The organism is Pseudomonas sp. MF09156, assembly GCF_059862305.1.
On the sequence record NZ_JCBCUR010000019.1, the window covers coordinates 68443 to 91607 of the forward strand.

Sequence of the window (23165 nt, forward strand, 5' to 3'; positions counted from 1 at the left end):
AGGGCTGGCCGCCATCGGGCCGGCCCGTATAATGCCGCCATCGCCACTGCTATGGATTAACGGATTGCATATGACTGAACAGCGCCCAATTGCGGTCCTGGGAGGCGGAAGTTTTGGTACCGCCGTGGCTAATCTGCTGGCCGAGAACGGCCATCAGGTGCGTCAGTGGATGCGCGATCCCGAACAGGCCGAGGCCATCCGGGTCAACCGGGAAAACCCCCGTTACCTCAAGGGCATCAAGATTCATGCGGCGGTCACGCCGGTCACGGACCTGCAGGCCACCCTTGATGACTGCGACCTGTGCTTCGTCGCGCTGCCTTCCAGCGCCCTGCGCTCGGTGCTGGCGCCCCATGCCGAGCGGCTGGCGGGCAAGATGCTGGTCAGCCTGACTAAAGGCATCGAGGCCCAGACCTTCAAGCTGATGAGCGAAATCCTCGAGGACATCGCGCCCCAGGCCCGTATTGGCGTGCTCTCCGGGCCGAACCTGGCGCGGGAAGTGGCCGAACACGCCTTGACCGCCACCGTGGTCGCCAGTGAAGACGAGGCCCTGTGCGAACAGGTGCAGGCGGTGCTGCATGGCCGCACCTTCCGTGTCTATGCCAGTGCCGATCGCTTTGGCGTGGAGCTGGGCGGTGCGTTGAAAAACGTCTACGCCATCATCGCCGGCATGGCGGTGGCCCTGGGCATGGGGGAAAACACCAAGAGCATGCTGATCACCCGCGCGCTTGCGGAAATGACCCGCTTTGCGGTCAACCAGGGCGCCAACCCCATGACGTTCCTCGGCCTGGCCGGGGTGGGCGACCTGATCGTCACTTGTTCGTCACCGAAAAGCCGCAACTACCAAGTGGGTTTTGCCCTGGGCCAGGGCTTGAGCCTGGAAGATGCCGTCACCCGCCTGGGTGAAGTGGCCGAAGGGGTCAACACCCTGAAGGTGCTCAAGGCCAAGGCCCAGGAGACCGGGGTCTATATGCCGTTGGTCGCCGGCCTGCACGCGATCCTGTTCGAAGGGCGCACCTTGAACCAGGTCATCGAGTTGCTGATGCGTGCCGAACCCAAGACCGATGTCGACTTTATTTCCACCAGTGGTTTCAACTGAGGAACGCGCGATGAACGATCCGAAAACAGCACCCAAGTATGAATCCATTGTCCTGCGCATCCTGTGGATGCTGGTGTTTGCCCTGGTCTGGCAAGTGGCGCAGTTCATCCTCGGGGCGTTGGTGGTGGTGCAGTTGATCTACCGCCTGATCTACGGCGCACCGAACCTGGGCCTGATGAACTTTGGCGACAGCCTCAGCCAGTTCCTCGCGCAGATTGGCCGTTTTGGCAGCTTCCACAGCGAGCAGAAACCCTGGCCCTTCGCCGACTGGCCAACCCCGCGCGCTCCGGAAGGCGAGGCCGCCCACAGCGTGCCGCCAGCCCCGCACCCGGTGCGCGATGAAGAGCCCAAGCTATGAAACTGTGGATATTGCGCCACGGAGAGGCCGAGTCCCATGCGTCCAGCGACGCCCAGCGCAACCTGACCGAGCGGGGCCGCGAAGAAGTGCTGCACAGCGCCGCGCACCTGATCGGCCAACCCATCAGCGCAATCATTGCCAGCCCTTATGCGCGGGCACAGCAGACTGCGCAGTTGGTGCGTGAGGCGCTGGGGTTTGTGCCAGAAATCCGCACCGTGCCGTGGCTGACGCCGGACGGCAACCCCCTGCAAGTGCTGGAAAAACTCGACACCGATGACAGTGTGCTGCTGGTCAGCCATCAGCCATTGGTGGGCAACCTGATCAGCTTTTTGCAGCACGGCCACCAGCGCCAGCCGCAACCGATGCACACCGCCAGCCTGGCGGAGCTGGAAGGGGACTTTCCGTTGGCGGGGCTGATGAGCCTCAATAGCGTCAAAAACCCCTGATTTTTCAGGCACAACACAATCACCTGTGGGAGCGGGCTTGCCCGCGATAGCGGTGTAACAGTCGACATTTCTATTGACTGACCCATCGCAATCGCGGGCAAGCCCGCTCCCACACTTATTTGTGTTGTGCCTGCAAGTAACTTGCAGCGCCCTTTGTGCATGGAATAGTCTACCAAGCAAGTGCTTGGTTGGTTGATTTCGATAAAAACACACAGGAGCGCGTCCCATGTCTGTCGCTTTTCGTTTGCCGCTGCAGGTCTTCTTTGAACGTGAGGCGCGCCATCCGCGCCAGCGCTTCCTGGTCCAGCCCCTGGGCGGCGGCGAGGTGCAGACGCTCACCTGGGGCGAAGCCGGTCACCAGGCCCGTTGTGTCGCCCATTGGCTGCGCGCGCGGGAGCTGCCCCAGGGCTCGCACATTGCCCTGATCTCGAAAAACTGCGCGCACTGGATCATCGCCGACCTGGCGATCTGGATGGCCGGGCATGTCTCGGTCCCGCTGTATCCCAACCTCACCGCCGATTCCGTGGCCCATGTGCTGGAGCACTCCGAGGCCGCGTTGGCGTTTATCGGCAAGCTTGACGACTGGCCAGCCATGGCCCCAGGCATCAAGGCCGGGCTTGCGACCATCAGCCTGCCGCTGTGCCCCGAAGGTGAGTTCGACTTCACCTGGGCCGACCTGCAAGCCTGCTCGCCGATCCAGGATGACCCCGCGCCTGCGGCCACGGACCTGGCCACCATCATTTACACCTCCGGCACCACTGGCCTGCCCAAGGGCGTAATGCATACCTTCGGCGGCCTGGCGTTCGCGGCGACCCGGGGTACCGAGCTGTTCGGCCTGGGGGAGGGCGATCGCCTGCTGTCTTACCTGCCGCTGTGCCATGTGGCCGAGCGCATGTTTGTCGAGATGGCGGCGATCTACACCGGGCAAACGGTGTTTTTTGCCGAAAGCCTCGACACCTTCCTCACCGACCTGCAACGCGCCCGGCCCACGGCCCTGTTCGGCGTGCCGCGGATCTGGACCAAATTCCAGATGGGGGTGTACGGCAAAATCCCGGAAAAACGCCTGGACCTGCTGCTGCGCTTGCCATTTATCGGCAAGCGTGTCGGCCACAAGGTCCTTGCCGGCCTCGGGCTGGACGCGGTCCGGGTGGCCCTGTCCGGTGCCGCGCCGGTGCCCGAGGCGCTGCTGCGCTGGTACCAGCGCCTGGGCCTGGACGTGCTGGAGGTGTATGGCATGACCGAAAGTTGTGGTTATTCCCACGTCTGTCGCCCCGGCCAGCAGAAGATCGGCTGGATCGGCCTGCCATGCCCGGACGTGGAGGTGCGCATCGATCCGGCTGGCGAAGTCCAGGTACGCAGCGGCGCGACCATGCTCGGCTACTTCAAGGACCCGCAGAAGTCCGCCGAGACCCTCACCGAGGACGGCTTCCTGCGTACCGGCGACAAGGGCGAGCAGGATGCCGAAGGCCGCTTGCGCCTGACCGGGCGCCTCAAGGAAATCTTCAAGACCAGCAAGGGCAAGTACGTGGCCCCGGCGCCCATCGAAAACCGCCTGGCGGAGCACGGGCGCATCGAGCAGGTGTGCGTGGTCGGCGATGGCCTGAGCGCGCCGATGGGCTTGTGCGTGCTGTCTGCGGTGGGTCTGCAAGAGGCGGCCAGCGAGGCCCGGCAATCCTTGCACGGCAGCCTGGAGCGCCTGCTGGAGGAGGTCAACCAGGTGCTGGATAAACATGAGCGCTTGCGTCAACTGGTGGTGGTGAAAGACAGTTGGGCCGTGGAAAACGGCTTTCTGACGCCGACCCTGAAGATCAAGCGCAACGTGATCGAGTCAACCTACGGTCCACAGTTCCAGGCCTGGAGCGCGCGCTCCGAGGCGGTGCTGTGGCAGGATTGAGCATTCAACAAAATCAATAAGGACACTGCAATGAGCCTGTGGCGCACCCTTCCCAACATCGAGCAACTCAATGCCATCCAGAAAAACACCATTGGTGAAGTGCTGGACATCCGTTTCGAACGCTTCGACGACGAGTCCCTGACCGCCAGCATGGTGATCGACCACCGCACCCATCAACCCTATGGCCTGCTGCACGGTGGGGCCTCGGTGGTGTTGGCCGAAACAGTCGGCTCCATGGCGAGCTATTTGTGCATCGACGCCAGCAAGTTCTACTGCGTGGGCCTGGAGATCAACGCCAATCACCTGCGCGGCCTGCGGTCCGGGCGGGTGACGGCGGTGGCCCGGGCGATCCATATCGGGCGCACCACCCATGTCTGGGACATTCGCCTGACCAGTGACGAGGGCAAGGCCAGTTGCGTGTCGCGCCTGACCATGGCCGTGGTGCCGCTGGGCGAGAACCCGCCAGCGCGATAGGCGTGGCGTGAGTGTCATCATTCCTGGCAGTTACAGTCATTGCTGTAGCGACCGGGGGTGGGGACAATCGATTTCTGTTTTTGAAGATGGGCAGGCTATGTCGCAACATGTGTTTTTCACCCATGCCAATGGCTTCCCTTCGGCGACCTACGGCAAATTGTTCGCGGCCCTGGCGCCGGAGTACGCAGTGGCGCACCTGTCACAGCACGGCCACGATCCGCGGTTTCCGGTGGATGACAACTGGCAGAACCTGGTGGACGAATTGATCCACCACCTGGAACAGCAACCGGAGCCGGTGTGGGGCGTCGGCCATTCACTGGGTGGGGTATTGCATTTGCACGCGGCCTTGCGCTGCCCGCAGTTGTATCGCGGGGTGGTGATGCTCGACTCGCCGGTGCTGACCCTGGCCGACCGCTGGGTGATCCGTGCGGCCAAGCGTTTTGGCCTGATCGACCGCCTGACCCCGGCGGGCCGCACCCTGGGCCGGCGCGAAGAGTTCGCCGACCTGGAGGCAGCGCGCCAGTATTTTTCCGGCAAGACGTTGTTCCGCGGGTTTGACCCGGATTGCCTGGAGGCCTATCTGCAACACGGTTTGCACCAGGTCGGCGATCGCCTGCGCCTGCGGTTCGACCCGGCCACGGAAATCAGCATCTACCGCGGCGTGCCACACACCAGCCCTGGCCAGACTCGCCAATTGAAAGTGCCACTGGCCGTGGTACGCGGCCGGCAGAGCCGGGTGGTGATGCGCCATCACGCCAGCGGCGTCGCGCGCCTGCCCATGGGCGAGATGCTGACCATGCCCGGCGGCCACATGTTTCCCCTGGAGCGCCCGCAGGATACGGCGACCTTGATCAAGAACCTGTTCACCCGCTGGCAAGCCCGCGAGCGCAGCTGCGCATGACCGTGCCTGTCGAAGAAGTGCGCCTGAGCCTGCCGCATATCGAGCTGGCGGCCCATCTGTTCGGCCCGCAAGACGGCCTGCCGGTGATCGCCCTGCATGGCTGGCTGGACAACGCCAACAGCTTCGCGCGCCTGGCACCCAAGCTGCACGGCTTGCGTATTGTCGCCCTGGACATGGCCGGCCACGGCCACTCGTCCCATCGCCCGGCCGGCGCAGGTTATGCGCTATGGGATTACGTGTTCGATGTACTGCAAGTGGCCGAACAACTGGGCTGGAAACGTTTTGCATTACTTGGCCACTCCCTCGGTGCGGTTGTTTCCACCGTACTGGCCGGGGCCATGCCGGAGCGCGTGACGCATTTGGCATTGATCGACGGCGTGATCCCGCCGACCGCCACCGGCGAGAACGCCGCCGAGCGCCTGGGCATGGCCTTGCAGGCGCAAATCAACCTGCAAGACAAGCGCAAGCCGGTGTATGGCAGCCTCGACCGGGCGGTGGAGGCGCGGATGAAAGGTGTGGTCGCCGTCAGCCGTGAAGCCGCGGAACTCCTGGCCCAGCGCGGCTTGATGCCGGTACCGGGTGGCTACACCTGGCGCAGCGACAGCCGCCTGACCCTGGCCTCGCCGATGCGCCTGACGGAAGAACAGGCCATGGCCTTCGTGCGCCGGGTAGCTTGCCCTACGCAGTTGGTGGTCGCACAAGAGGGCATGCTGGCCAAGCATCCCGAGCTGCTTTCGCAGCTGCCGTTCAGCGTGACGACCCTTGCAGGTGGCCATCATTTGCACCTGAATGACGAGCCGGGGGCCGCTCTTGTTGCAGACTGTTTCAATCGGTTCTTCACCGCGCCTTGACTTGGCGGGGGCAACTGTCGAGGCTGGGCGGATTGAAAGGGAGTCAACCATGAACAATCCGAATACCGCGAAGGCATCCACCGGCCCAGGCGCACCGATCCGATGAGTAGTGCCAAGGGAATTATCCGTGTGCTTGGGCTGTGCTGCGTCAGCCCGTTGGTTTTCGCTGCTGATCTACCGGGAAGCCAGGATCTGCCCAGCGTGGCCCGTCAGGTGGATGCGCAGATTGTCGACTACCGTCCCGCCGAAGAAAAAGAACGCATCTACCCCATGGGCGCGATCCGCAAGATCAGCGGCCAGTTACGTTACGAAGGCCAGGCCACGGCGCGTGGTCAAGTGACCGCCATCACCTATGAACTGCCCGCCGAGCACAGTTCCAGCGCGGCCTTCAAATCCACGCGCGAGGCCTTGCAAGAGCAGGGCGCACAGTTGCTGTTCTGGTGCCAGGCCCGCGATTGTGGCGAAAGCAGCCTGTGGGCCAACGAGGTCCTGGGCAATGCCAAGCTGGTGGGCGCCGATGGCCAGCAGGAATTCCTCTTGCTGCGCCTGGCCGCCCCCCAGGACAACTCCCTGGTGGCGCTGTACGGCATCACTCGCGGCAATCGCCGGGCGTACCTGCATGTGGAGCAAATGGACGCCAGCGCGCCCTTGGGGCAATTGCTGCCAACCTCGGCCACGTTGTTGCGCGAACTGAAAAGCACCGACGAGCTGGATTTCCCCTCGCTGGGGGCTGAGCCCGACGCCACGTGGCTGACCCTGATTTCCCGTGGATTGAACCTCGATACCACATTGCGGGTCAGTTTGAGCGGGCCCAACGCCGAAGCCTGGCGCCAGGGCCTGATCGACAAGGGCGTACGCGCGGCGCGGTTGGAAACCGCCACTAGCGAGGCCAAGGGCCTGCATCTGCAAGTGATCCGCTGATCGTTCCAGGGCGAACGGTCCCGTGCCGTTCGCCTAAGCTCTTCCTCTACAGACTTTTTTCGAGAAACCACATGCTCAACAATGATCGCCTGCTGGTGCAGATCCTGCTCCTGGTGCTGTTTGGTGCCAGTTTCTGGGTGATGGCGCCGTTCTGGTCGGCGCTGTTCTGGGGCGCGGTGCTGGCGTTTGCCAGTTGGCCGCTGATGCGCCTGTTGACCCGCGCCCTGGGTGGCCGCGAGTCCCTGGCCGCCGGGATCCTGACCCTGGGCTGGATGCTGCTGGTGGCGGTGCCGCTGGTGTGGCTGGGCTTCAACCTGGCCGACCACGTGCGCGACGCCGTGGCGCTGATCAAGGACGTCCAGGTCGACGGCCTGCCCGAGGCGCCCACCTGGCTGGGCTCCATCCCGTTTGTGGGAGAGCGGCTGGTGGGCATGTGGGACAGCATCGACCAACAGGGCGCAGCCTTGATGGTCACGATCAAGCCGTACCTGGGGCAGGTCGGCAACTGGCTGCTGGCCCGTAGCGCGCAGATCGGCGGCGGCATTCTGGAGCTGACCCTGAGCCTGGTGTTTGTGTTCTTTTTCTACCGCGACGGGCCGCGCCTGGCGATGTTCGTCCACCGTTTGCTGGAACGCTTGATTGGTGAGCGTGCCGGGTACTACATCGACCTGGTCGCCGGTACCGTACAGCGGGTGGTCAACGGCGTGATCGGCACCGCCGCCGCCCAGGCACTGCTGGCACTGATCGGCTTCCTGATCGCCGGCGTGCCGGGGGCACTGGTGCTGGGCATCGTCACCTTCCTGCTGAGCCTGATCCCCATGGGCCCGCCGCTGGTATGGATCCCGGCCACGGCCTGGCTGGTATGGAAGGGCGATTACACCTATGCGGTGTTCCTTGGCGTCTGGGGCACATTCATCATCAGCGGCGTGGACAACGTGCTCAAGCCGTACCTGATCAGCCGCGGCGGCAACCTGCCGCTGGTGATTGTGCTGCTGGGGGTATTTGGTGGCTTGATCGCGTTTGGCTTTATCGGCTTGTTTATCGGGCCGACCTTGCTGGCAGTGGCGTATAGCCTGTTGACGGATTGGAGCGCCAGCCAGGCGCAGGTTCGTCGCGAGGACAAGACAAACTGATCTCTGCTAGGAGCCGGCAGGCCGGCTCCTACAGGGGTTCGCTTCTGGGTAGCCACATTTTTGCCGTCAACCCACCGCCTGGTGTTTCCTCCAGGCTCAATCTACCCCCCAACCGCTCCACCGCCTCCTTGGCGATGGTCATCCCCAGCCCCACGCCCCCGGAATTACGGTTGCGCGAGCCTTCCAGCCGAAAAAACGCTTCGAACACCGCTTCCCGCTGTTCGGCGGCAATCCCCGGCCCATGGTCGATCACCCGAATCACCAGCGCCTGGGGGCTATCCTGCAGTTCAATGCGCGCCGTACCGGCATAACGCAGGGCGTTGTCGATCAAGTTGTTCAGGCACGAGCGCAAGGCCATGGGTTGCACTTGCAGCGGGGCGCTTTGGCCCAGGCACTGCACGTCTGCGCCCTGGTCCTGGGCGTTTTCGCTCAAAGATTGCACCAGTGCCTGCACGTCCAGCCACTGTCGGCTTTCGCCGGTGCGTTGTTCGTGCAGGTAGCTCAAGGTGGCGTCGAGCATGCCGATCATGTCGTCCAGATCGTGGCGCATCTGGCCCTGCAAGCGCATATCGTCGATCTGCTCCAGGCGCAGCTTGAGCCGCGACAGCGGGGTGCGCAGGTCGTGGGACACTGCGCCGAGCATGCGCGCGCGCTGGCTGACTTGTTCGCGGATGCGCCGTTGCATCAGGTTGAAGGTCGAGGCAGCCTGGCGGGCTTCGCGCGGGCCGGATTCGTCCAGGGGCGGGCTGTCCAGGTCCAGGCTCAGGCGCTCGGCCGCCGCGCTCAAGCGCTGGATCGGGCGGCTGAGCAGCTTGGCGCCGAACCACGCGGCGATGATCAGCGAGATACATTGGAAGGACAGCAGCACCACCGCGCCTCTGAGTCTGGGACGGCTCTGTATCTGGGGCTCCAAGGTACCGTCCGCTTGTTCGACCAGCGTTGTGACAGGCGGTGGTGGCGGCGGGCCGTAATGCTGGAACCAAAGGATCGCCAGCACATGGGCCAGCACAATGCCCACCAGCAACACCCCGAACAGGCGGCCAAACAACGTGTTGAAGGCGTTGCGCATCAGCCAATGTCTCGCGCGTCGAACAGGTAGCCTTCACCGCGCACGGTCTTGATCAGTTGCGGGGCCTTGGGGTCGTCCCCCAGTTTCTGGCGCAGGCGCGAGACCAGCAGGTCGATGCTGCGGTCAAAGGCTTCGATCGAGCGCCCACGGGCGGCATCCAGCAACTGTTCGCGGCTGAGCACCCGGCGCGGACGTTCGATAAATACCCACAGCAAACGGAATTCGGCGTTGGACAGCGGCACCACCAGGCCGTTGTCGGCCACCAGTTGGCGCAGCACGCTGTTGAGGCGCCAGTTATCGAAGCGGATGTTGGTCCGCTGCTCGGTGCGCTCATCACGAACCCTGCGCAGGATGGTCTGGATCCGCGCCACCAGTTCCCGGGGTTCAAACGGCTTGGACATATAGTCGTCAGCCCCCAGCTCCAGGCCGATAATGCGGTCGGTGGGTTCGCAGCGGGCGGTCAGCATCAGGATCGGGATATCCGATTCGGCCCGCAGCCAGCGGCAAATCGACAAACCGTCTTCGCCCGGCAGCATCAGGTCGAGCACCACCACATCAAAGGTCTCGGCCAGCATGGCCTGGCGCATGGCGGCGCCATCGGTCACGCCGCTGGCGAGGATGTTGAAGCGGGCCAGGTAATCGATCAGCAGTTCGCGGATCGGCACATCGTCGTCGACGATCAGCGCGCGGGTGTTCCAGCGCTTGTCCTCGGTGGCGGGCTCGTGGTTCAGGGCGCAAGGGGTATGCATGGTGCGATCATCTGCCTGGTTGACCGTCGGCCCAGGGGCGGCGACGGGGTAGGTGCGTTGAGCGTAGGCGCCGTGTCGGGGCATGCGGGCGAGGCTACTGGCGGGGCATGTTGCAGGCGTGTCGTGAATGTATCGACTTTGAAATATTAGCCGCTTCTCCCAGAAAAGTAGGCAGTCGGCGAGGATTTACCGATCATCGGATCCCGCAAAGCCGCTGCTTGCGCTACAATCCGCGCCGATTTCGACTTGCCTGAGAGCCCATTCCAATGTCCGTCTGCCAGACTCCTATCATCGTCGCCCTGGATTACCCCACTCGTGACGCCGCACTGAAGCTGGCTGACCAGTTGGACCCCAAGCTCTGCCGGGTCAAGGTCGGCAAGGAATTGTTCACCAGTTGCGCCGCAGAAATCGTCGGCACCCTGCGGGACAAAGGTTTTGAGGTGTTCCTCGACCTGAAATTCCACGATATCCCCAACACCACCGCAATGGCGGTCAAGGCCGCTGCCGAGATGGGCGTGTGGATGGTCAACGTTCACTGTTCCGGCGGCCTGCGCATGATGGCCGCGTGCCGTGAGGTGCTGGAGCAACGCAGCGGTCCCAAGCCGCTGCTGATCGGTGTAACCGTGCTGACCAGCATGGAGCGTGAAGACCTGGCCGGTATCGGCCTGGATATCGAGCCCCAGGAGCAAGTGCTGCGCCTGGCGGCCCTGGCGCAGAAGGCCGGCCTTGATGGCCTGGTCTGTTCGGCGCTGGAAGCCCAGGCGTTGAAGGCCGCCCATCCGGCGTTGCAGTTGGTGACTCCGGGGATTCGCCCGGCGGGCAGCGCCCAGGACGACCAGCGCCGCATCCTTACCCCGCGCCAGGCGCTGGATGCGGGTTCTGATTACCTGGTGATTGGTCGCCCGATCAGCCAGGCGGCTGATCCGGCCAAGGCCCTGGCGGCGGTGGTTGCTGAAATCGCCTGATGCCTTTGCGCTAAAAATGTGGGAGCTGGCTTGCCAGCGATACAGGCACCTCGGTTTTTCAGTCAGTCCGAGGTGATGCTATCGCAGGCAAGCCAGCTCCTACATTTGCTTATTGTGTGTCGGCTGGCACCCAATCCCACAAGGGCTCTGTGGGGTGTCAGTTGACCTTGAGCACCAACTTGCCAAAGTTCTCGCCGTTGAACAGCTTCATCAGCGTCTCCGGGAACGTCTCCAGCCCCTCGACAATATCTTCCTTGCTCTTGAGCTTGCCCTGCGCCATCCAGCCGGCCATTTCCTGGCCCGCGGCGGCAAAGTTCGCCGCGTGGTCCATCACCACAAACCCTTCCATGCGCGCCCGATTGACCAGCAGCGACAAGTAGTTGGCCGGACCCTTCACGGCTTCCTTGTTGTTGTACTGGCTGATGGCACCGCAGATCACTACCCGCGCCTTCAGCGCGAGGCGGCTGAGCACGGCATCGAGGATATCGCCGCCCACGTTGTCGAAATACACGTCCACGCCTTTCGGGCATTCGCGCTTGAGGGCCGTCGGCACGTCTTCGTGCTTGTAGTCGATGGCCGCATCGAACCCCAGTTCATCCAGCAAGAACTTGCACTTGTCGGCGCCGCCGGCAATCCCGACCACGCGGCATCCCTTGATCTTGGCGATCTGCCCGGCAATGCTGCCCACCGCCCCGGCGGCGCCGGAAATCACCACGGTGTCGCCGGCCTTAGGCGCGCCGGTGTCGAGCAGCGCGAAGTAGGCGGTCATGCCGGTCATGCCCAGCGCCGACAGATAGCGCGGCAACGGCGCCAGTTTCGGGTCGACCTTGTAGAAACCTCGCGGCTCGCCGAGGAAGTAATCCTGCACGCCCAGGGCGCCATTCACGTAATCGCCTACGGCGAATTTCGGGGTGTTCGAGGCGATGACCTGGCCTACGCCCAGGGCGCGCATGACTTCACCGATGCCTACCGGCGGGATGTAGGACTTGCCTTCATTCATCCAGCCACGCATGGCCGGGTCGAGGGACAGGTACTCATTACGCACCAGTACCTGGCCGTCCGCCAGGTTGCCCACTGGCACTTCCTGAAAGGTAAAGGTGTCCCGCGTGGCCGCGCCGACCGGGCGTTTGGCAAGCAGGAATTGGCGGTTGGTCTGGGCAGTCATGGCAAGGACTCTGGGTAAATGAACCTCAAGTGATAGACCTTCCAGGCGCCAGGAGCAAGTTCGGCCGATGCCTGCGAATGCCCGTCGATAGGCTGGCTTGATAGTGGGCACGGCACACTTATCACTGCCACGCATGGGCGTTCAACCGGCCTTCTGATAGTGCTGACGCGCGGCGCCGGGCACTGGCTATGCTGGGCGAACGGGTATTCATCCAAGGATAAAAGCTATGAGCATGACGTTTTCCGGCCAGGTCGCCCTGGTCACTGGTGCCGCCAACGGCATTGGCCGCGCCACGGCACTGGCATTTGCCGAGGAAGGCTTGAAGGTGGTGGTCGCCGACCTGGATGTGACGGGCGGCGAGGGCACGGTCGCGCTGATCCGCGAGGTGGGCGGTGAGGCGGTGTTCGTGCGCTGCAACGTCACCCTGGAGGCGGATGTAAAGAACCTGATGCAGCAGGTGTTGAACAGTTATGGCCGCCTGGACTATGCGTTCAACAATGCCGGCATCGAAATCGAACAAGGTAAGTTGGCCGACGGCACCCTGGATGAGTTCGACGCGATCATGGGGGTCAACGTCAAGGGCGTGTGGTTGTGCATGAAGTACCAGTTGCCGTTGCTGCTGGCCCAGGGCGGCGGGGCGATCGTCAATACCGCGTCGGTGGCCGGGTTGGGGGCTGCGCCGAAGATGAGCATTTATGCGGCGTCCAAGCATGCGGTGATTGGCCTGACCAAGTCGGCGGCCATCGAGTACGCGAAAAAGAAAATCCGCGTCAACGCCGTGTGCCCGGCGGTGATCGACACCGACATGTTCCGCCGCGCCTATGAAGCCGATCCGCGCAAGGCCGAATTTGCCGCCGCCATGCACCCGGTCGGGCGTATTGGTACGGTCGGGGAAATCGCCAGTGCGGTCCTGTATTTGTGCAGCGATGGTGCGGCGTTCACCACCGGGCATGCATTGGCGGTGGATGGTGGGGCGACCGCTATTTAGGACCTGCTGCCGTGCACCACTGGGAAAGTGATTTGAGGCCCTGTGGGGCGTTTCCGCAGGTGGCAAGATGCCTTGGTTTATTGTGTTTCAATAGGTAAATAATTCAATAAAATCAATGATTTAATAAATTTATGAGCGGGGTGATCCGGACCTTCTGTGCTTAACTGTTTTGAGTTAAAAGCCAAACAGTTGAAGGGGGTGGCTCATGGATTTAGGGATCAATCGACAAGCCCTTGTACCGGTGGTTCAGCAAATTGTCAGCGCCATTGCCGCATGGATCCGAGAGAGCGGGGTCAGCCCTGGAACGCGCCTGCCGTCCATCCGGCAACTGGCTCATGACAACCTGCTCAGTCAATCCAATGTGATCGAGGCCCTGGAGCGCATGGTGGCCGAAGGGATGTTGGCCTCAAGGGCCGGCTCGGGGTTTGTTATCGCCGAACAGCCTGTGGCCAGCAGTCCACTGGCAGAGTGCCAGTGGTACGAGGGCGCGGAGCGCAGGTGGGGAGCCTTTACCGATAACCAGTTGGGCGAATTGAAGCTGGGGTGCGGCTGGCTGCCGGACTCCTGGCGTGAAAGTGATGACATCAGCTACGCGATTCGCGAAATCAGCCGTACCGATACCGCAGGGGTTTTCAACTACAGCACGCCCCTGGGGTTGCCGGTGTTGCGTGAGCAATTGCACAAGCGCCTGACGCAGATCCAGGTGGCCAGCAGTACCGAGCGCATTCTCACCACCCATGGTGCCAGCCATGCCCAGGACCTGCTGATCCGCACCTTGCTCAAGGCCGGCGATACGGTGGTAGTTGAGACCCCTGGCTACGGCAACCTTTATCGTCAGTTGGCCTTCCACGGCGTCAAGTTGCTGGAGGTCCCCAGGACCCGCAGTGGCCCGGACATCCAGGCCCTGGAGGCGCTGCTGGCCAGCCACCGCCCCAAGTGCCTGTTCATCAACAGCCTCTACCACAACCCGACCGGTAGTAGCCTCTCGCGGACAGTGGCCGAGCGCCTGCTGCACCTGGCCCACGCCCGGGACTTCCTGATTGTCGAGGAGGATGTCTACGGCGACCTGCAACATGCTTCCTGTATCCGGCTGGCGGCATTGGCCCATGGTGATCGGGTCATCTATGTCTCGAGTTTTTCCAAGACCCTGAGCAGCGCCCTGCGAGTCGGCTATCTCACTGCCAGCACGGCCTTGATCGGCCAAGTGCTCAAGCTCAAGACCCTGACGGGCCTGGGCACCTCGCGCTTCGCCGAAGCGATGGTAGCGAGCCTGCTGGCCAACGGCACCTACCGCAAATGGGTGCAACGCCTGCGCCGTCGCTTGAGCACGGAGATGGCGAAGACGTTGCAGGTGCTGGAGGACGAAGAGTGGGAGGTGTTTGCGGTACCTGCAGGTGGCATGTTTGTGTGGGCGCGCCCCGGCGCAGTGGATGGCACGAGGTTGCATGCCAGGGCGCGGCAGCTTGGGGTCCTGCTGTCTTCCGGGGAGTTGTTCAGCCCGACCGGCGAGCACGCCGATTGGCTACGGATCAACGTGGCCTATGCCTGTGATCACCGGGCCCTGGCGTTGTTCAAGGCGATGGGGCCTGCAGGATCGACCTCCACCATTCTGAAAACGACGGGTATGTAGCTTTTTGCCATTATTGTGGCGCCAACGTCTTGTGTTGCGGGGGCCGGGGTTGCGAATCTCGTTGCATGGATACCGGGCTTGCTGGCATTCGCCACGCCAAGAGGATTTTGCGCAATGATTTTGGCCGTGCAACGACGATTTGCCAACCTTGGGCTGGCCAGGAAACTGGGGCTGGGGTTTGCCCTGGTATTACTGCTGACGGCCCTGGTGGCGGCGATTGGCGTGTGGTCCCTGCAAACCGTTGGCCAGCGTTTTGTGGGGCTCAAGGGCATGTCTTCGCTCAATGAAGGGCTGCTGAACGTGCGCCTGATCGAGCAGGAGTATGCGTTGCGCACCGACGCCAAGTCGGTCGAGGCCCTGCACCAGCGGGTCGATAGCCTGTTGGCCGAGGCGCTGACGCTGAACATGAGCGAGGTCGGGCAGGCCCTGGGTGCCTATCGCAAGGCGTTTGACGAGTTTGTCGAGCTGACCCAGGCCAAGGACCTGGCATTGGAAATGGCCAGTTGGTCGGTGTCCAGCGTGGCCAACAACCTTGATGTATTGCAGGCCGGCCTGGCCGACGACGGGGCCTATGGCCTCAAGGAAAGCCAGGGCAGGGAGGGCGCCGAGTTTATCGAGCAGGCCGGCCAGGTGGCGCAGGTCTCGCGCCTGATGTTGCAGGCCATGAACGAAGCGCGGGTGCGTCTGGATCAAAGCCGCAAGGGTGATGAGGACAGTGCCGGGCAAGGCCGCATCGAACAGGCTGACCAGGCCCTGGCCCAGGCCGAACAACTGAAGACCCTGGTCAAGGACCCCGGCTATCAGACGGTGCTTAATGAAGTGGTCGGGCACATCGGCGCCTTCAGCGAAAAACTCACCGAATACACCGGCCTGTTGGCCCAGGAAAAGATCGTCTACCAGAAGTTGCATGAGCGGGCGGCGCAGGTGGTGGCGCAGGTCAACCAGGCCTATGCCGCCCAGGACCAGTCGATGCAGGCGCAGTTGGCCAAGAGCAGCTTGCTGATCATTGTTTCGTCGGCCCTGGCCTTGTTGGTGGGGGTGATTGCGGCGTGGCTGATTACCCGGTTGATCGTGCTGCCGCTGCGCAGCGTGATTGGCGTGGCCCGGCAGATTGCCGCCGGGGATCTCAGCGGGCGCATGGAGGTGAGCCGACAGGACGAAATGGGCCAGTTGATGCAGGCGATGCAGCAAATGGGCGGGGGCCTGAGCAGCATGGTCAGCGGGTTGCAGGCGGGCATTGCGCAATTGGCCAGCTCGGCCCAGTCGTTGTCCAGCGTGACCGAGCAGACCAATCTCGAAGTCAGCAACCAGAAAGAAGAAACCGAGCAAGTCGCCACCGCCATGAACCAGATGGCCGCCACGGTGCATGATGTGGCGCGCAATGCCGAGCAGGCCGCCCAAGCGGCGCAAACCGCCGACGACAAGGTCGACAGCGGCCAACAGGTGGTGCGCCAGAGCTTGCAGCGCATCGAGTTGCTGGCCAGTTCGGCGACATCCGCCAGTACCAGCATCGAGAGCCTGAGCGCGGAAATCCAGAACATTGGCAGCGTGCTGGAGGTGATCAAAAGCGTGGCCGAGCAGACCAACCTGCTGGCACTCAACGCGGCCATCGAGGCGGCACGCGCCGGCGAGCAAGGGCGCGGCTTCGCGGTGGTCGCCGATGAAGTGCGGGCCCTGGCCCGGCGCACCCAGCAATCGACGGAAGAAATCGAACGTCTGGTCAGCACCCTGCGCAGTGCAGCGCAGTCCTCGGTGCGGGATATCCAGCACAGTGGCGAGCTGGTGAAACTGGCCGTCAGCGATGCCCTGGAAACCGAAAGCGCCTTGGGCAGCATTGCGGCGGCGGTCTCGCTGATCCAGCAGATGAACCAGCAGATCGCGGCGGCCGCCGAACAGCAGAGCTCAGTGGCCGAAGAGATCAACCGTAGCGTCACCAGCATCCGCGCCAGTGCCGATCAGTCGGCGCTGAGCATGCAGGGTAACGCCGCGTCGAGCATCGAGTTGGCGCAACTGGGGGCGGAACTCAAGGGGATGGTGGGGCATTTCCGGCTGTAATCATATTCAGGACCGGAACGAGTTCCCTGTGGGAGCTGACACCCTGAGGTGTACATCGCGGGCAAGCCCGCTCCCACAGGGGAATGTAGCTGCGTGCCTCGGCATCTCATCGATGTTGGAGATACGCAAGGTGTGATCAGGCGTGATTAGCCAAAAAGGTCAGCAGCGCCTCATTGACGAAATCCGGATTTTCCCGGCTGGAGATATGCCCTGCACCCGGGATCAATACCAGATCGCAGCCGATCAGCTCAGCCATCTCCTGCGCCTCTGCGGGTGGGCGCGGCTGGTCTTCGTCACCGCACATCACCAACGTAGTATCGGAGTTCAGGCGGCACAGGCCTGCCATCGCATCACCCCGACCGAAAATCAGGCGCCCCAGGGGCACAATGCTCTGTAGCAGGCGATCCTTGGGGAAGTCACGCAGGGATTGGCGGAAGTCCTGATACAGCGCAGAGTCGCGGTCGATGCCGGGGCGGAAGAAGATCGGCACGATGATATCCAATAGCGCATCTGAGATAGCCCCCGTGGCTTCAATCGCGCTGAGCAGCGCGAAATACTTTTCGCGGGTCGCCTCAGGCTCTGCGCCCAGGTAGGTGTCCATCAGCACCAGGCTATTGACCCGCTCGGGCGCCAGTAGCGCCAGCGGGGCACCCCACATGCCGCCGACTGACAAACCCACCAGATTGACCTTGGCAAGGCCCAGGTGGTCCAGTAGCGCCAGGGCCTGGCGCGCCAGGTCGTCCAGGCTCTGGGTCGATGCTGGCAGCGGGCCGGACTCGCCGTGGCCCCACAGCTCTGGCACGATCACTCGGTACTGTTGCGACAGGGCGGCGATCTGCGGTGCCCACATCTGCTGGTCCCACAGGTAGCTCTGGCCGAGCAGGACAGCTGGGCCAGAACCCTGGTCCACGTAGTGCAAGGGCTGATCATCAATGATGGCGATAGGCACGGCTTGCCTCCTTGGTTAAGTGCATGAAGTGCACTTTTGTACGCGAATTATAGAAGGGGGGATAGCCGCAGGATGATGGCACCGAGTGCAGGAAATGCACCCGGTGACTTAAGTACAGGAGGGGGTCAATCGTAGATGACTTTCTTTTTCCATTCGGCATCCGCGTCATCGGCCTTCAAGCCTGCGGTCAGTTCATTGACCTCTTCTGCGGTTTGCTGGCTGTTGGTCAGCACCATGGAGTTGGCGCGCGCCAATTGTTTTTCCAGCAGTTGCAGGTGCTGGCTGTAGGTGGCCGGCTCAGGCTGCTTGCGCAGGTATTGCACGCCGCGCTCGAACGCCAGGCGCGCCTGGCCGGGTTGCGCCTGTTGCAACGCGTGCTGGCCAAGATTGTTGAAGAACTCGATGTGCAGCAGCACCAGCAGGTGACGGATCTCGCGGATCCAGTGCTTGGCCTCATTGGTCGGCAAAAAGCCGTCCTGGGCGGCGCGGGTGACCTGGCCGTGCAGGGCTTCGAGCAGAAAGCGCACATCCTTGGCCTTGGCTTCGGTCTGGATCGGTCCCGGGGGGTTGTTCACCGGGATCGATTCGCCCTGGCCTACCAGTGCTTCCAACTCGGCAATACGTGCCTTGATAGTGGCGCTGGATTTGTTCAGGTGAAGCATGCGTTGGTTGACGTTCAGTTCCAGGCGGGTCAGCAGCAGCTTGAGCTGCGGCGTCATCAGTTGGCCAGGGAACGTCTCGGTGATCTCGCCACAGCGGCGCAGCCGATCGTTGAGTTCGATCTGGGCACGGGCCTTTTCCAGTTTGTTGTTTTCCACCACGTGGTTCATGTAGCCAATGGCGATCAGTATTACGATCCCGGCTATTACCAGCAGGGTGATCATGAGTGGTGTCACCGGTGTGACCTCTTTATGGGATGTGCGTTGAAGTGTAGTGATTGGCGCATGCGGCGGATAGGACTCTTCGACGAGATGAGTCGGTGCTTTCATCTGTATATGTAGGCATCGTCTTTATAGATGCACATTGCCATCATTCGCGGGTGGGGACTATAACGCCTTGTCGGGCGCCAGAATATAGGCGCCAAAGCCTGGACGGCGAGAAACCCCGGGAGTGCCTGGAAAGCAGGGGGAAGTCATTGATTTAAATAAATTTATCCTTGGGGGTTGACGACCTTTCAATCCATCCATAGAATGCGCGCCACTTACAGCGTAAAGCACACAGCGAAACGCGGTAGGGAGTGAATGTTGTACGTGTGTCCCCTTCGTCTAGTGGCCTAGGACACCGCCCTTTCACGGCGGTAACAGGGGTTCGAGTCCCCTAGGGGACGCCATTGCGGGAATAGCTCAGTTGGTAGAGCACGACCTTGCCAAGGTCGGGGTCGCGAGTTCGAGTCTCGTTTCCCGCTCCATTTTTAAACAGTGTGGCTTTCGGGCGGCACTGAGTGAAACCAGGACCAAGTCTTCGGACAAGGCCTCTGGGCACTGGAATACACACCATGTGTTTCAGTTAGCGTGTCCCCTTCGTCTAGTGGCCTAGGACACCGCCCTTTCACGGCGGTAACAGGGGTTCGAGTCCCCTAGGGGACGCCATTTGCGGGAATAGCTCAGTTGGTAGAGCACGACCTTGCCAAGGTCGGGGTCGCGAGTTCGAGTCTCGTTTCCCGCTCCAAATTATGATCTACAGAGTTCCGTTGAGTTCTGTAAGTCGTTGAAATCAGGACCTTAGGGTCCTTTTTTCGTTCCAGTGAGTTCCACTGGAAACCACCGACAGCCACGACTTTTAAGTCCATTTTTAAGTCCATCAATACGGGTGTCACGGTTTCCGGATTGTTGCTGGAGGGGCGAGGCCTACGCGACCAGTATCTAGTCCTGACCAAGAGTTCAGGAGCTAGAGCATGGCACTCTCAGATCTGGCTGTCCGGCAAGCAAAAGCAACCGGAAAGCCCTACACCCTCGGCGACCTTGATGGGCTATCCCTGGCGGTGGCACCTGAAGGCGGCAAGTCGTGGCACTACCGCTACTACTGGGCCGGTAAGCAGAAACGCATGTCGCTGGGCACTTATCCCGAGGTCAGTCTCCGGGAGGCTCGTTCTTTGCGCGACGAAGCCCGAGCTCTTTTGGCCAAGGGCATCAACCCCCGAGCACACCGTAAGCAGAAGCGGCAGTCCGTCCGTCTCGCGGACGAAAACACATTCAAGGCAGTGTTCGACACGTGGGTAGAGCATCGTAGACTCGTTCTCAAGGAAGGACGGCAGAGCACGCTCTCACAGATCCAGCGTATTTTTGTCAAAGACGTACTTCCTGCTCTTGGGAAGCGCTCAATCTACGAAATCCAGCGGTCCGACCTGCTGGAGGTCGTGGCGAGGATAGAGCGCAGAAAGGCGCTCACTAGCGCCGAGAAGGTCCGGACCTGGTTCCGGCAGATGTTCCGTTACGCATTGATCATCGTCCCCGGGTTACCGCTGAATCCGGCGTTCGACCTGGACGTCGTCGCGTTGCCCCAGCCACCTGTGCGCCATAATCCATTCCTGCGCATGCCCGAGCTCCCGGCCATGCTCCAAATACTACGTCAGTATCCCGGTAAGCTGCAGACCCAGCTTGGCCTTCGGTTGCTATTTTTGACGGGAGTGCGTACGGGGGAGTTGCGGCTGGCGACGCCGGATCAGTTCCACCTCGATAAAGGCCTCTGGATCATCCCCCCTGAAGTGGTGAAACAGCTGCAGCTTGAACTGCGGAAGGAGGGCAAGCGTTCCGGTGGTATCCCGCCCTACATCGTGCCGCTCTCTGTGCAAGCTGTGGAGGTCGTTCGCCACCTGCTCGATCAAGTGAAGCCAGCCCAGCGGTACCTGTTCGCTCACTACAGTGACTTGAAAAAGCGTATCAGCGAAAACACGCTTAATGCCGCGTTAAAACGGATCGGGTACAAGGATCAACTGACAGGTCATGGCATCAGGGGAACTATTTCCACCGGCCTCAACGAAATTGGCTACCCGAAGATTTGGATCGATGCGCAGCTCTCTCATTCAGATCCCGATAAGGTGAGCTCGGCGTACAACCATGCCGAGTACGTGGAGCAGCGGCGGCGCATGATGCAGGATTGGGCCGATAGACTGGATCTCTTCGAGCAGTGCCGGGTTGAAGCGGCTAGCATGCCGATCACCATTCGCCTAGAAGGTGTTCCGCAGTTGGCGGGAGGTTTTGACGAAGTGGTCCCTACCGCGACGCGCGCTCCCATCCTGGGGGCGACAAGCGCAGGAAGCACAATGCCGACGCTGCCTGCAGCCGCTCAACGCATATCGGCTGTTTCAGGACTAGCGCTTGGGCTTTCGGATATACAGCGAGAGCGAATGGAAATGCTGGAGATGTTCAACGCACCACATAATCTCCCGGTGGCGGTGTTTGCTGAGATGGCTGGTAAATCACGCAGATGGATCAGTTACGAGGTTCAGGCCAAAAGAGTGCTTGCGTTGAGCCTGGGTAACCAGGGGCGGCGCGTTCCAGATTGGCACCTAGATCCCCTGAAACATAAGCTGGTGCAGGCTGTTCTGAAGCATTCGCAGGACGCTGATTCCTGGGCGATTTACCGAGCATTACTGAATCCCCATGGAGTGCTGGATGGCCGCACGCCGATTGAGGGCGTTACGTCAGCGAATTTCCATGAGGCTGTTATGGCCGCGTGCTTTACTTTGAAGAGTAGCGAGACCTTGCACACGCAGTTCAACGCGGTGTTCAGGTGACGACTACGCCTGGTGTGCTGACCGACGACGTCGCAGACATGGGCATGGGCCTGCTGATCATGACCTTACGTGATCTGGGCACCGGCGACCGCATCGTGCGCGAAGGCCACTGGGGCTCCGTCGTACAACCACTGGCGCGAAAAGTTACCGGCATTCAGCTGGGTATCGTCGGGCTGGGCCGGGTTGGACATGCCATCGCCAAACGCGCCTTAGCCTTCAACATGACGGTGAATTACACCGATCTGCGTGAGCAGCCACAAAGCGGCTACACCTTTGTTCCGGATCTGATCGAGCTGGCGCGCCGCAGCGACGTGCTGATGCTAGCGGCATCTGCCGATCAAGGCAGCGCAATCATCACTCCAACGGTACTCGAGGCACTGGGCGCCAATGGCTATCTGATCAATGTCGCACGCGGCAAGTTGGTTGATGAGCCAGCGCTGATTGCTGCCTTGAGCAACGGCACCATCGCCGGTGCAGGCCTTGATGTTTTTGTCGATGAGCCTCGCGTTCCGGATGCCCTGCGCTCGTTGAACAATGTGGTGCTGCAGCCGCATCGCGCCAGCGCTACCGAGCAGACCCGATTGGCCATGGGCGAAATCGTGTTGGTCAACCTGCAGGCCTGTTTTGCGGGTTCACCGCTGCCTGCTGCGGTCGCTTGCTGAGACACGCTCTACATATCATTCCAACAATAAAACTTCCCGCGAGGGAAGCCGGAGAGCCCCATGACCTCCAAGACCGCACCGTTAGAAATCCCGCTTGAAAAGGCCCATGTCGGGCGTCGCCGGTTCGTCATTCTCGCGCTGATTTTCATTGTCACCGTCACCTCCAAGTCACCAGCGTGGCCACCATAGCCAAACTGGTTGCGCTTGCGCGCAACGCGCCATGCCTGGCGCACCCCAAAAAAACATGGTTCTTGAACCATGGGGCATCAGTTTTCTGGCTGTTCAAACCACCAGAACGAGGTGCGATGAAGGCTTAAATGCTGTCCACAATCCCGCCTTCCACTCGCAGTGCCGCGCCCGTCGTAGCCGACGACAGGGGCGAAGCCACGTAGGTCACCATGTTCGCCACTTCGTCCAGCTGCGCCGCGCGGCCGATGATCGAGGAGGGACGGTGCTGTTGGACGAATGCAATGCCCGCTTCTTCCAGTGTCTGGTCGGCAGGGGCATTTGCCATCAGCATCTGGGCCGCGCCTTCAGACAACGTAGGGCCGGGCAATACGCTGTTCACGGTCACGCCTGTGCCTGCGGCCATCTTGGCCAGCCCGCGAGCCAAGCCCAACATGGCGGTCTTGCTCATGCCGTAGTGCACCATGTCCGCCGGGATGTTGTAGGCCGACTCAGAGGCAATGAAGACCACGCGGCCCCAGTTGCGTTCCAGCATCTGCGGCATGTAGGCCCGCGACATGCGAACGCCAGACATCAGGTTCACATCCCAGTAGCGCTGCCACTCGTCGTCGCTGATGTCAAAAAACGGCACGGTGCCATAGATGCCCAGGTTATTGATCAGAACGTCGCAGTGCGGCGCTTGCACCGCCAACTGTTGGCAGCCTTCGGCCGTGGCCAGGTCAGCAACCACGCCTTGCACCTCAACGCTTGGTGCGTGGGCCTGCACGGCGGCTACAGCCTTGTCCACCGCTGCCTGCGTGCGGCCGTTGACCACAACGTTTGCACCAGCCTGAGCCAGAGACTTGGCAATCGCCAAGCCAATGCCAGCAGTGGAACCCGTGATGACGGCAGTCTTACCGTTTAAGTCGATGTTCAGCATGGTGAGTATTCTCAGTGA

At 61.9% G+C, this 23165-nt stretch carries 21 protein-coding genes, 4 tRNA genes and 2 pseudogenes; 21 read left to right on the plus strand and 6 right to left on the minus strand.

Annotated elements, in window-relative coordinates:
• Nucleotides 1–70: 70 nt before the first annotated feature.
• The 9 genes from AC19YY_RS26770 (at nucleotide 71) to AC19YY_RS26810 (ending at nucleotide 8074) form a co-directional block, all read left to right on the plus strand.
• On the plus strand, nucleotides 71–1096 hold the full coding sequence (locus tag AC19YY_RS26770; protein WP_169956803.1) for an NAD(P)H-dependent glycerol-3-phosphate dehydrogenase: 1026 nt from the start codon (nucleotides 71–73) through the stop codon (nucleotides 1094–1096).
• Nucleotides 1097–1106: 10 nt separating this feature from the next.
• Nucleotides 1107–1454, plus strand: coding sequence for a DUF4389 domain-containing protein (locus AC19YY_RS26775; RefSeq protein WP_038447121.1), 348 nt, complete (start codon nucleotides 1107–1109; stop codon nucleotides 1452–1454).
• On the plus strand, nucleotides 1451–1900 hold the full coding sequence (gene sixA, locus AC19YY_RS26780) for a phosphohistidine phosphatase SixA (RefSeq protein WP_172312806.1): 450 nt from the start codon (nucleotides 1451–1453) through the stop codon (nucleotides 1898–1900). Before AC19YY_RS26775 ends, sixA begins: the two co-directional genes overlap by 4 nt.
• Before the next feature lie 226 nt (nucleotides 1901–2126).
• Nucleotides 2127–3794, plus strand: a complete 1668-nt coding sequence (locus AC19YY_RS26785) for an AMP-binding protein (protein ID WP_500605119.1) — start codon at nucleotides 2127–2129, stop codon at nucleotides 3792–3794.
• A 30-nt stretch (nucleotides 3795–3824) separates the two neighbouring features.
• Nucleotides 3825–4268: a hotdog fold thioesterase gene (locus tag AC19YY_RS26790; RefSeq protein ID WP_169956808.1), complete on the plus strand. Its 444-nt coding sequence runs from the start codon at nucleotides 3825–3827 to the stop codon at nucleotides 4266–4268.
• Between the two features lie 97 nt (nucleotides 4269–4365).
• Nucleotides 4366–5169 carry an alpha/beta fold hydrolase gene (locus AC19YY_RS26795; protein WP_169956810.1) on the plus strand — a complete coding sequence of 268 codons (804 nt, stop codon included), beginning with the start codon at nucleotides 4366–4368 and terminating at the stop codon, nucleotides 5167–5169.
• Nucleotides 5166–6020, plus strand: a complete 855-nt coding sequence (locus AC19YY_RS26800; protein WP_492633564.1) for an alpha/beta hydrolase — start codon at nucleotides 5166–5168, stop codon at nucleotides 6018–6020. Before AC19YY_RS26795 ends, AC19YY_RS26800 begins: the two co-directional genes overlap by 4 nt.
• Nucleotides 6021–6122: 102 nt before the next feature.
• Nucleotides 6123–6941, plus strand: a complete 819-nt coding sequence (locus tag AC19YY_RS26805) for a DUF4892 domain-containing protein (RefSeq protein ID WP_169956814.1) — start codon at nucleotides 6123–6125, stop codon at nucleotides 6939–6941.
• A gap of 71 nt (nucleotides 6942–7012) precedes the next feature.
• Complete coding sequence (locus AC19YY_RS26810) at nucleotides 7013–8074, plus strand: AI-2E family transporter (protein ID WP_169956816.1); 1062 nt, start codon at nucleotides 7013–7015, stop codon at nucleotides 8072–8074.
• Between the two features lie 28 nt (nucleotides 8075–8102).
• Here the strand turns inward: AC19YY_RS26810 and AC19YY_RS26815 are convergent, their stop codons facing one another.
• Nucleotides 8103–9143 (minus strand): sensor histidine kinase, encoded by a 1041-nt coding sequence (locus AC19YY_RS26815; RefSeq protein ID WP_432754447.1) that lies wholly within the window; start codon nucleotides 9141–9143, stop codon nucleotides 8103–8105.
• Nucleotides 9143–9892: a response regulator gene (locus AC19YY_RS26820; RefSeq protein WP_169956845.1), complete on the minus strand. Its 750-nt coding sequence runs from the start codon at nucleotides 9890–9892 to the stop codon at nucleotides 9143–9145. The genes AC19YY_RS26815 and AC19YY_RS26820 overlap by 1 nt, the downstream gene beginning before the upstream one ends.
• Before the next feature lie 266 nt (nucleotides 9893–10158).
• On the opposite strand from AC19YY_RS26820, the gene pyrF reads away from it, so the two are divergent.
• Nucleotides 10159–10857: an orotidine-5'-phosphate decarboxylase gene (gene pyrF, locus AC19YY_RS26825; protein WP_029292743.1), complete on the plus strand. Its 699-nt coding sequence runs from the start codon at nucleotides 10159–10161 to the stop codon at nucleotides 10855–10857.
• A 157-nt stretch (nucleotides 10858–11014) separates the two neighbouring features.
• On the opposite strand, the gene AC19YY_RS26830 is transcribed toward pyrF, so the two are convergent.
• On the minus strand, nucleotides 11015–12022 hold the full coding sequence (locus AC19YY_RS26830) for an NADP-dependent oxidoreductase (RefSeq protein ID WP_169956820.1): 1008 nt from the start codon (nucleotides 12020–12022) through the stop codon (nucleotides 11015–11017).
• Nucleotides 12023–12248: 226 nt separating this feature from the next.
• Between AC19YY_RS26830 and AC19YY_RS26835 the strand changes: the two genes are divergently transcribed.
• From AC19YY_RS26835 to AC19YY_RS26850, 4 genes and pseudogenes are all read left to right on the plus strand, one after another.
• Nucleotides 12249–13010, plus strand: a complete 762-nt coding sequence (locus AC19YY_RS26835; RefSeq protein ID WP_170056988.1) for an SDR family oxidoreductase — start codon at nucleotides 12249–12251, stop codon at nucleotides 13008–13010.
• 205 nt (nucleotides 13011–13215) lie between these two features.
• Nucleotides 13216–14640: an aminotransferase-like domain-containing protein gene (locus AC19YY_RS26840; RefSeq protein ID WP_170042658.1), complete on the plus strand. Its 1425-nt coding sequence runs from the start codon at nucleotides 13216–13218 to the stop codon at nucleotides 14638–14640.
• Nucleotides 14641–15609: 969 nt separating this feature from the next.
• Nucleotides 15610–15786, plus strand: a pseudogene (locus AC19YY_RS26845) (methyl-accepting chemotaxis protein); the annotation flags it as partial.
• A 204-nt stretch (nucleotides 15787–15990) separates the two neighbouring features.
• Nucleotides 15991–16695, plus strand: a complete 705-nt coding sequence (locus AC19YY_RS26850; protein WP_371923399.1) for a methyl-accepting chemotaxis protein — start codon at nucleotides 15991–15993, stop codon at nucleotides 16693–16695.
• Between the two features lie 136 nt (nucleotides 16696–16831).
• Here AC19YY_RS26850 and AC19YY_RS26855 read toward each other — a convergent pair whose 3' ends face one another.
• Entirely contained in the window at nucleotides 16832–17644 is an 813-nt protein-coding gene (locus AC19YY_RS26855; RefSeq protein WP_169956827.1) for an alpha/beta fold hydrolase, read from the minus strand.
• 125 nt (nucleotides 17645–17769) lie between these two features.
• Nucleotides 17770–18540: a hypothetical protein gene (locus AC19YY_RS26860; RefSeq protein WP_092234781.1), complete on the minus strand. Its 771-nt coding sequence runs from the start codon at nucleotides 18538–18540 to the stop codon at nucleotides 17770–17772.
• Between the two features lie 358 nt (nucleotides 18541–18898).
• Here AC19YY_RS26860 and AC19YY_RS26865 point away from each other — a divergent pair.
• The 7 genes and pseudogenes from AC19YY_RS26865 (at nucleotide 18899) to AC19YY_RS26895 (ending at nucleotide 22231) form a co-directional block, all read left to right on the plus strand.
• Nucleotides 18899–18974: transfer RNA gene (locus AC19YY_RS26865), tRNA-Glu, on the plus strand.
• Between the two features lie 2 nt (nucleotides 18975–18976).
• Nucleotides 18977–19052 (plus strand) — tRNA-Gly (locus AC19YY_RS26870).
• A 105-nt stretch (nucleotides 19053–19157) separates the two neighbouring features.
• Nucleotides 19158–19233: transfer RNA gene (locus tag AC19YY_RS26875), tRNA-Glu, on the plus strand.
• Nucleotides 19234–19236: 3 nt separating this feature from the next.
• A tRNA-Gly gene (locus AC19YY_RS26880) sits at nucleotides 19237–19312 on the plus strand.
• Between the two features lie 226 nt (nucleotides 19313–19538).
• Nucleotides 19539–21380: an integrase arm-type DNA-binding domain-containing protein gene (locus AC19YY_RS26885; RefSeq protein WP_133077462.1), complete on the plus strand. Its 1842-nt coding sequence runs from the start codon at nucleotides 19539–19541 to the stop codon at nucleotides 21378–21380.
• Nucleotides 21344–22042, plus strand: a pseudogene (locus tag AC19YY_RS26890) (NAD(P)-dependent oxidoreductase); the annotation flags it as partial. The gene AC19YY_RS26885 and the pseudogene AC19YY_RS26890, both read left to right, overlap by 37 nt.
• Before the next feature lie 60 nt (nucleotides 22043–22102).
• Entirely contained in the window at nucleotides 22103–22231 is a 129-nt protein-coding gene (locus AC19YY_RS26895) for a hypothetical protein (RefSeq protein WP_255312017.1), read from the plus strand.
• 124 nt (nucleotides 22232–22355) lie between these two features.
• Here the strand turns inward: AC19YY_RS26895 and AC19YY_RS26900 are convergent, their stop codons facing one another.
• Nucleotides 22356–23144, minus strand: coding sequence for an SDR family NAD(P)-dependent oxidoreductase (locus AC19YY_RS26900; RefSeq protein WP_057976741.1), 789 nt, complete (start codon nucleotides 23142–23144; stop codon nucleotides 22356–22358).
• Nucleotides 23145–23165 lie beyond the last annotated feature (21 nt).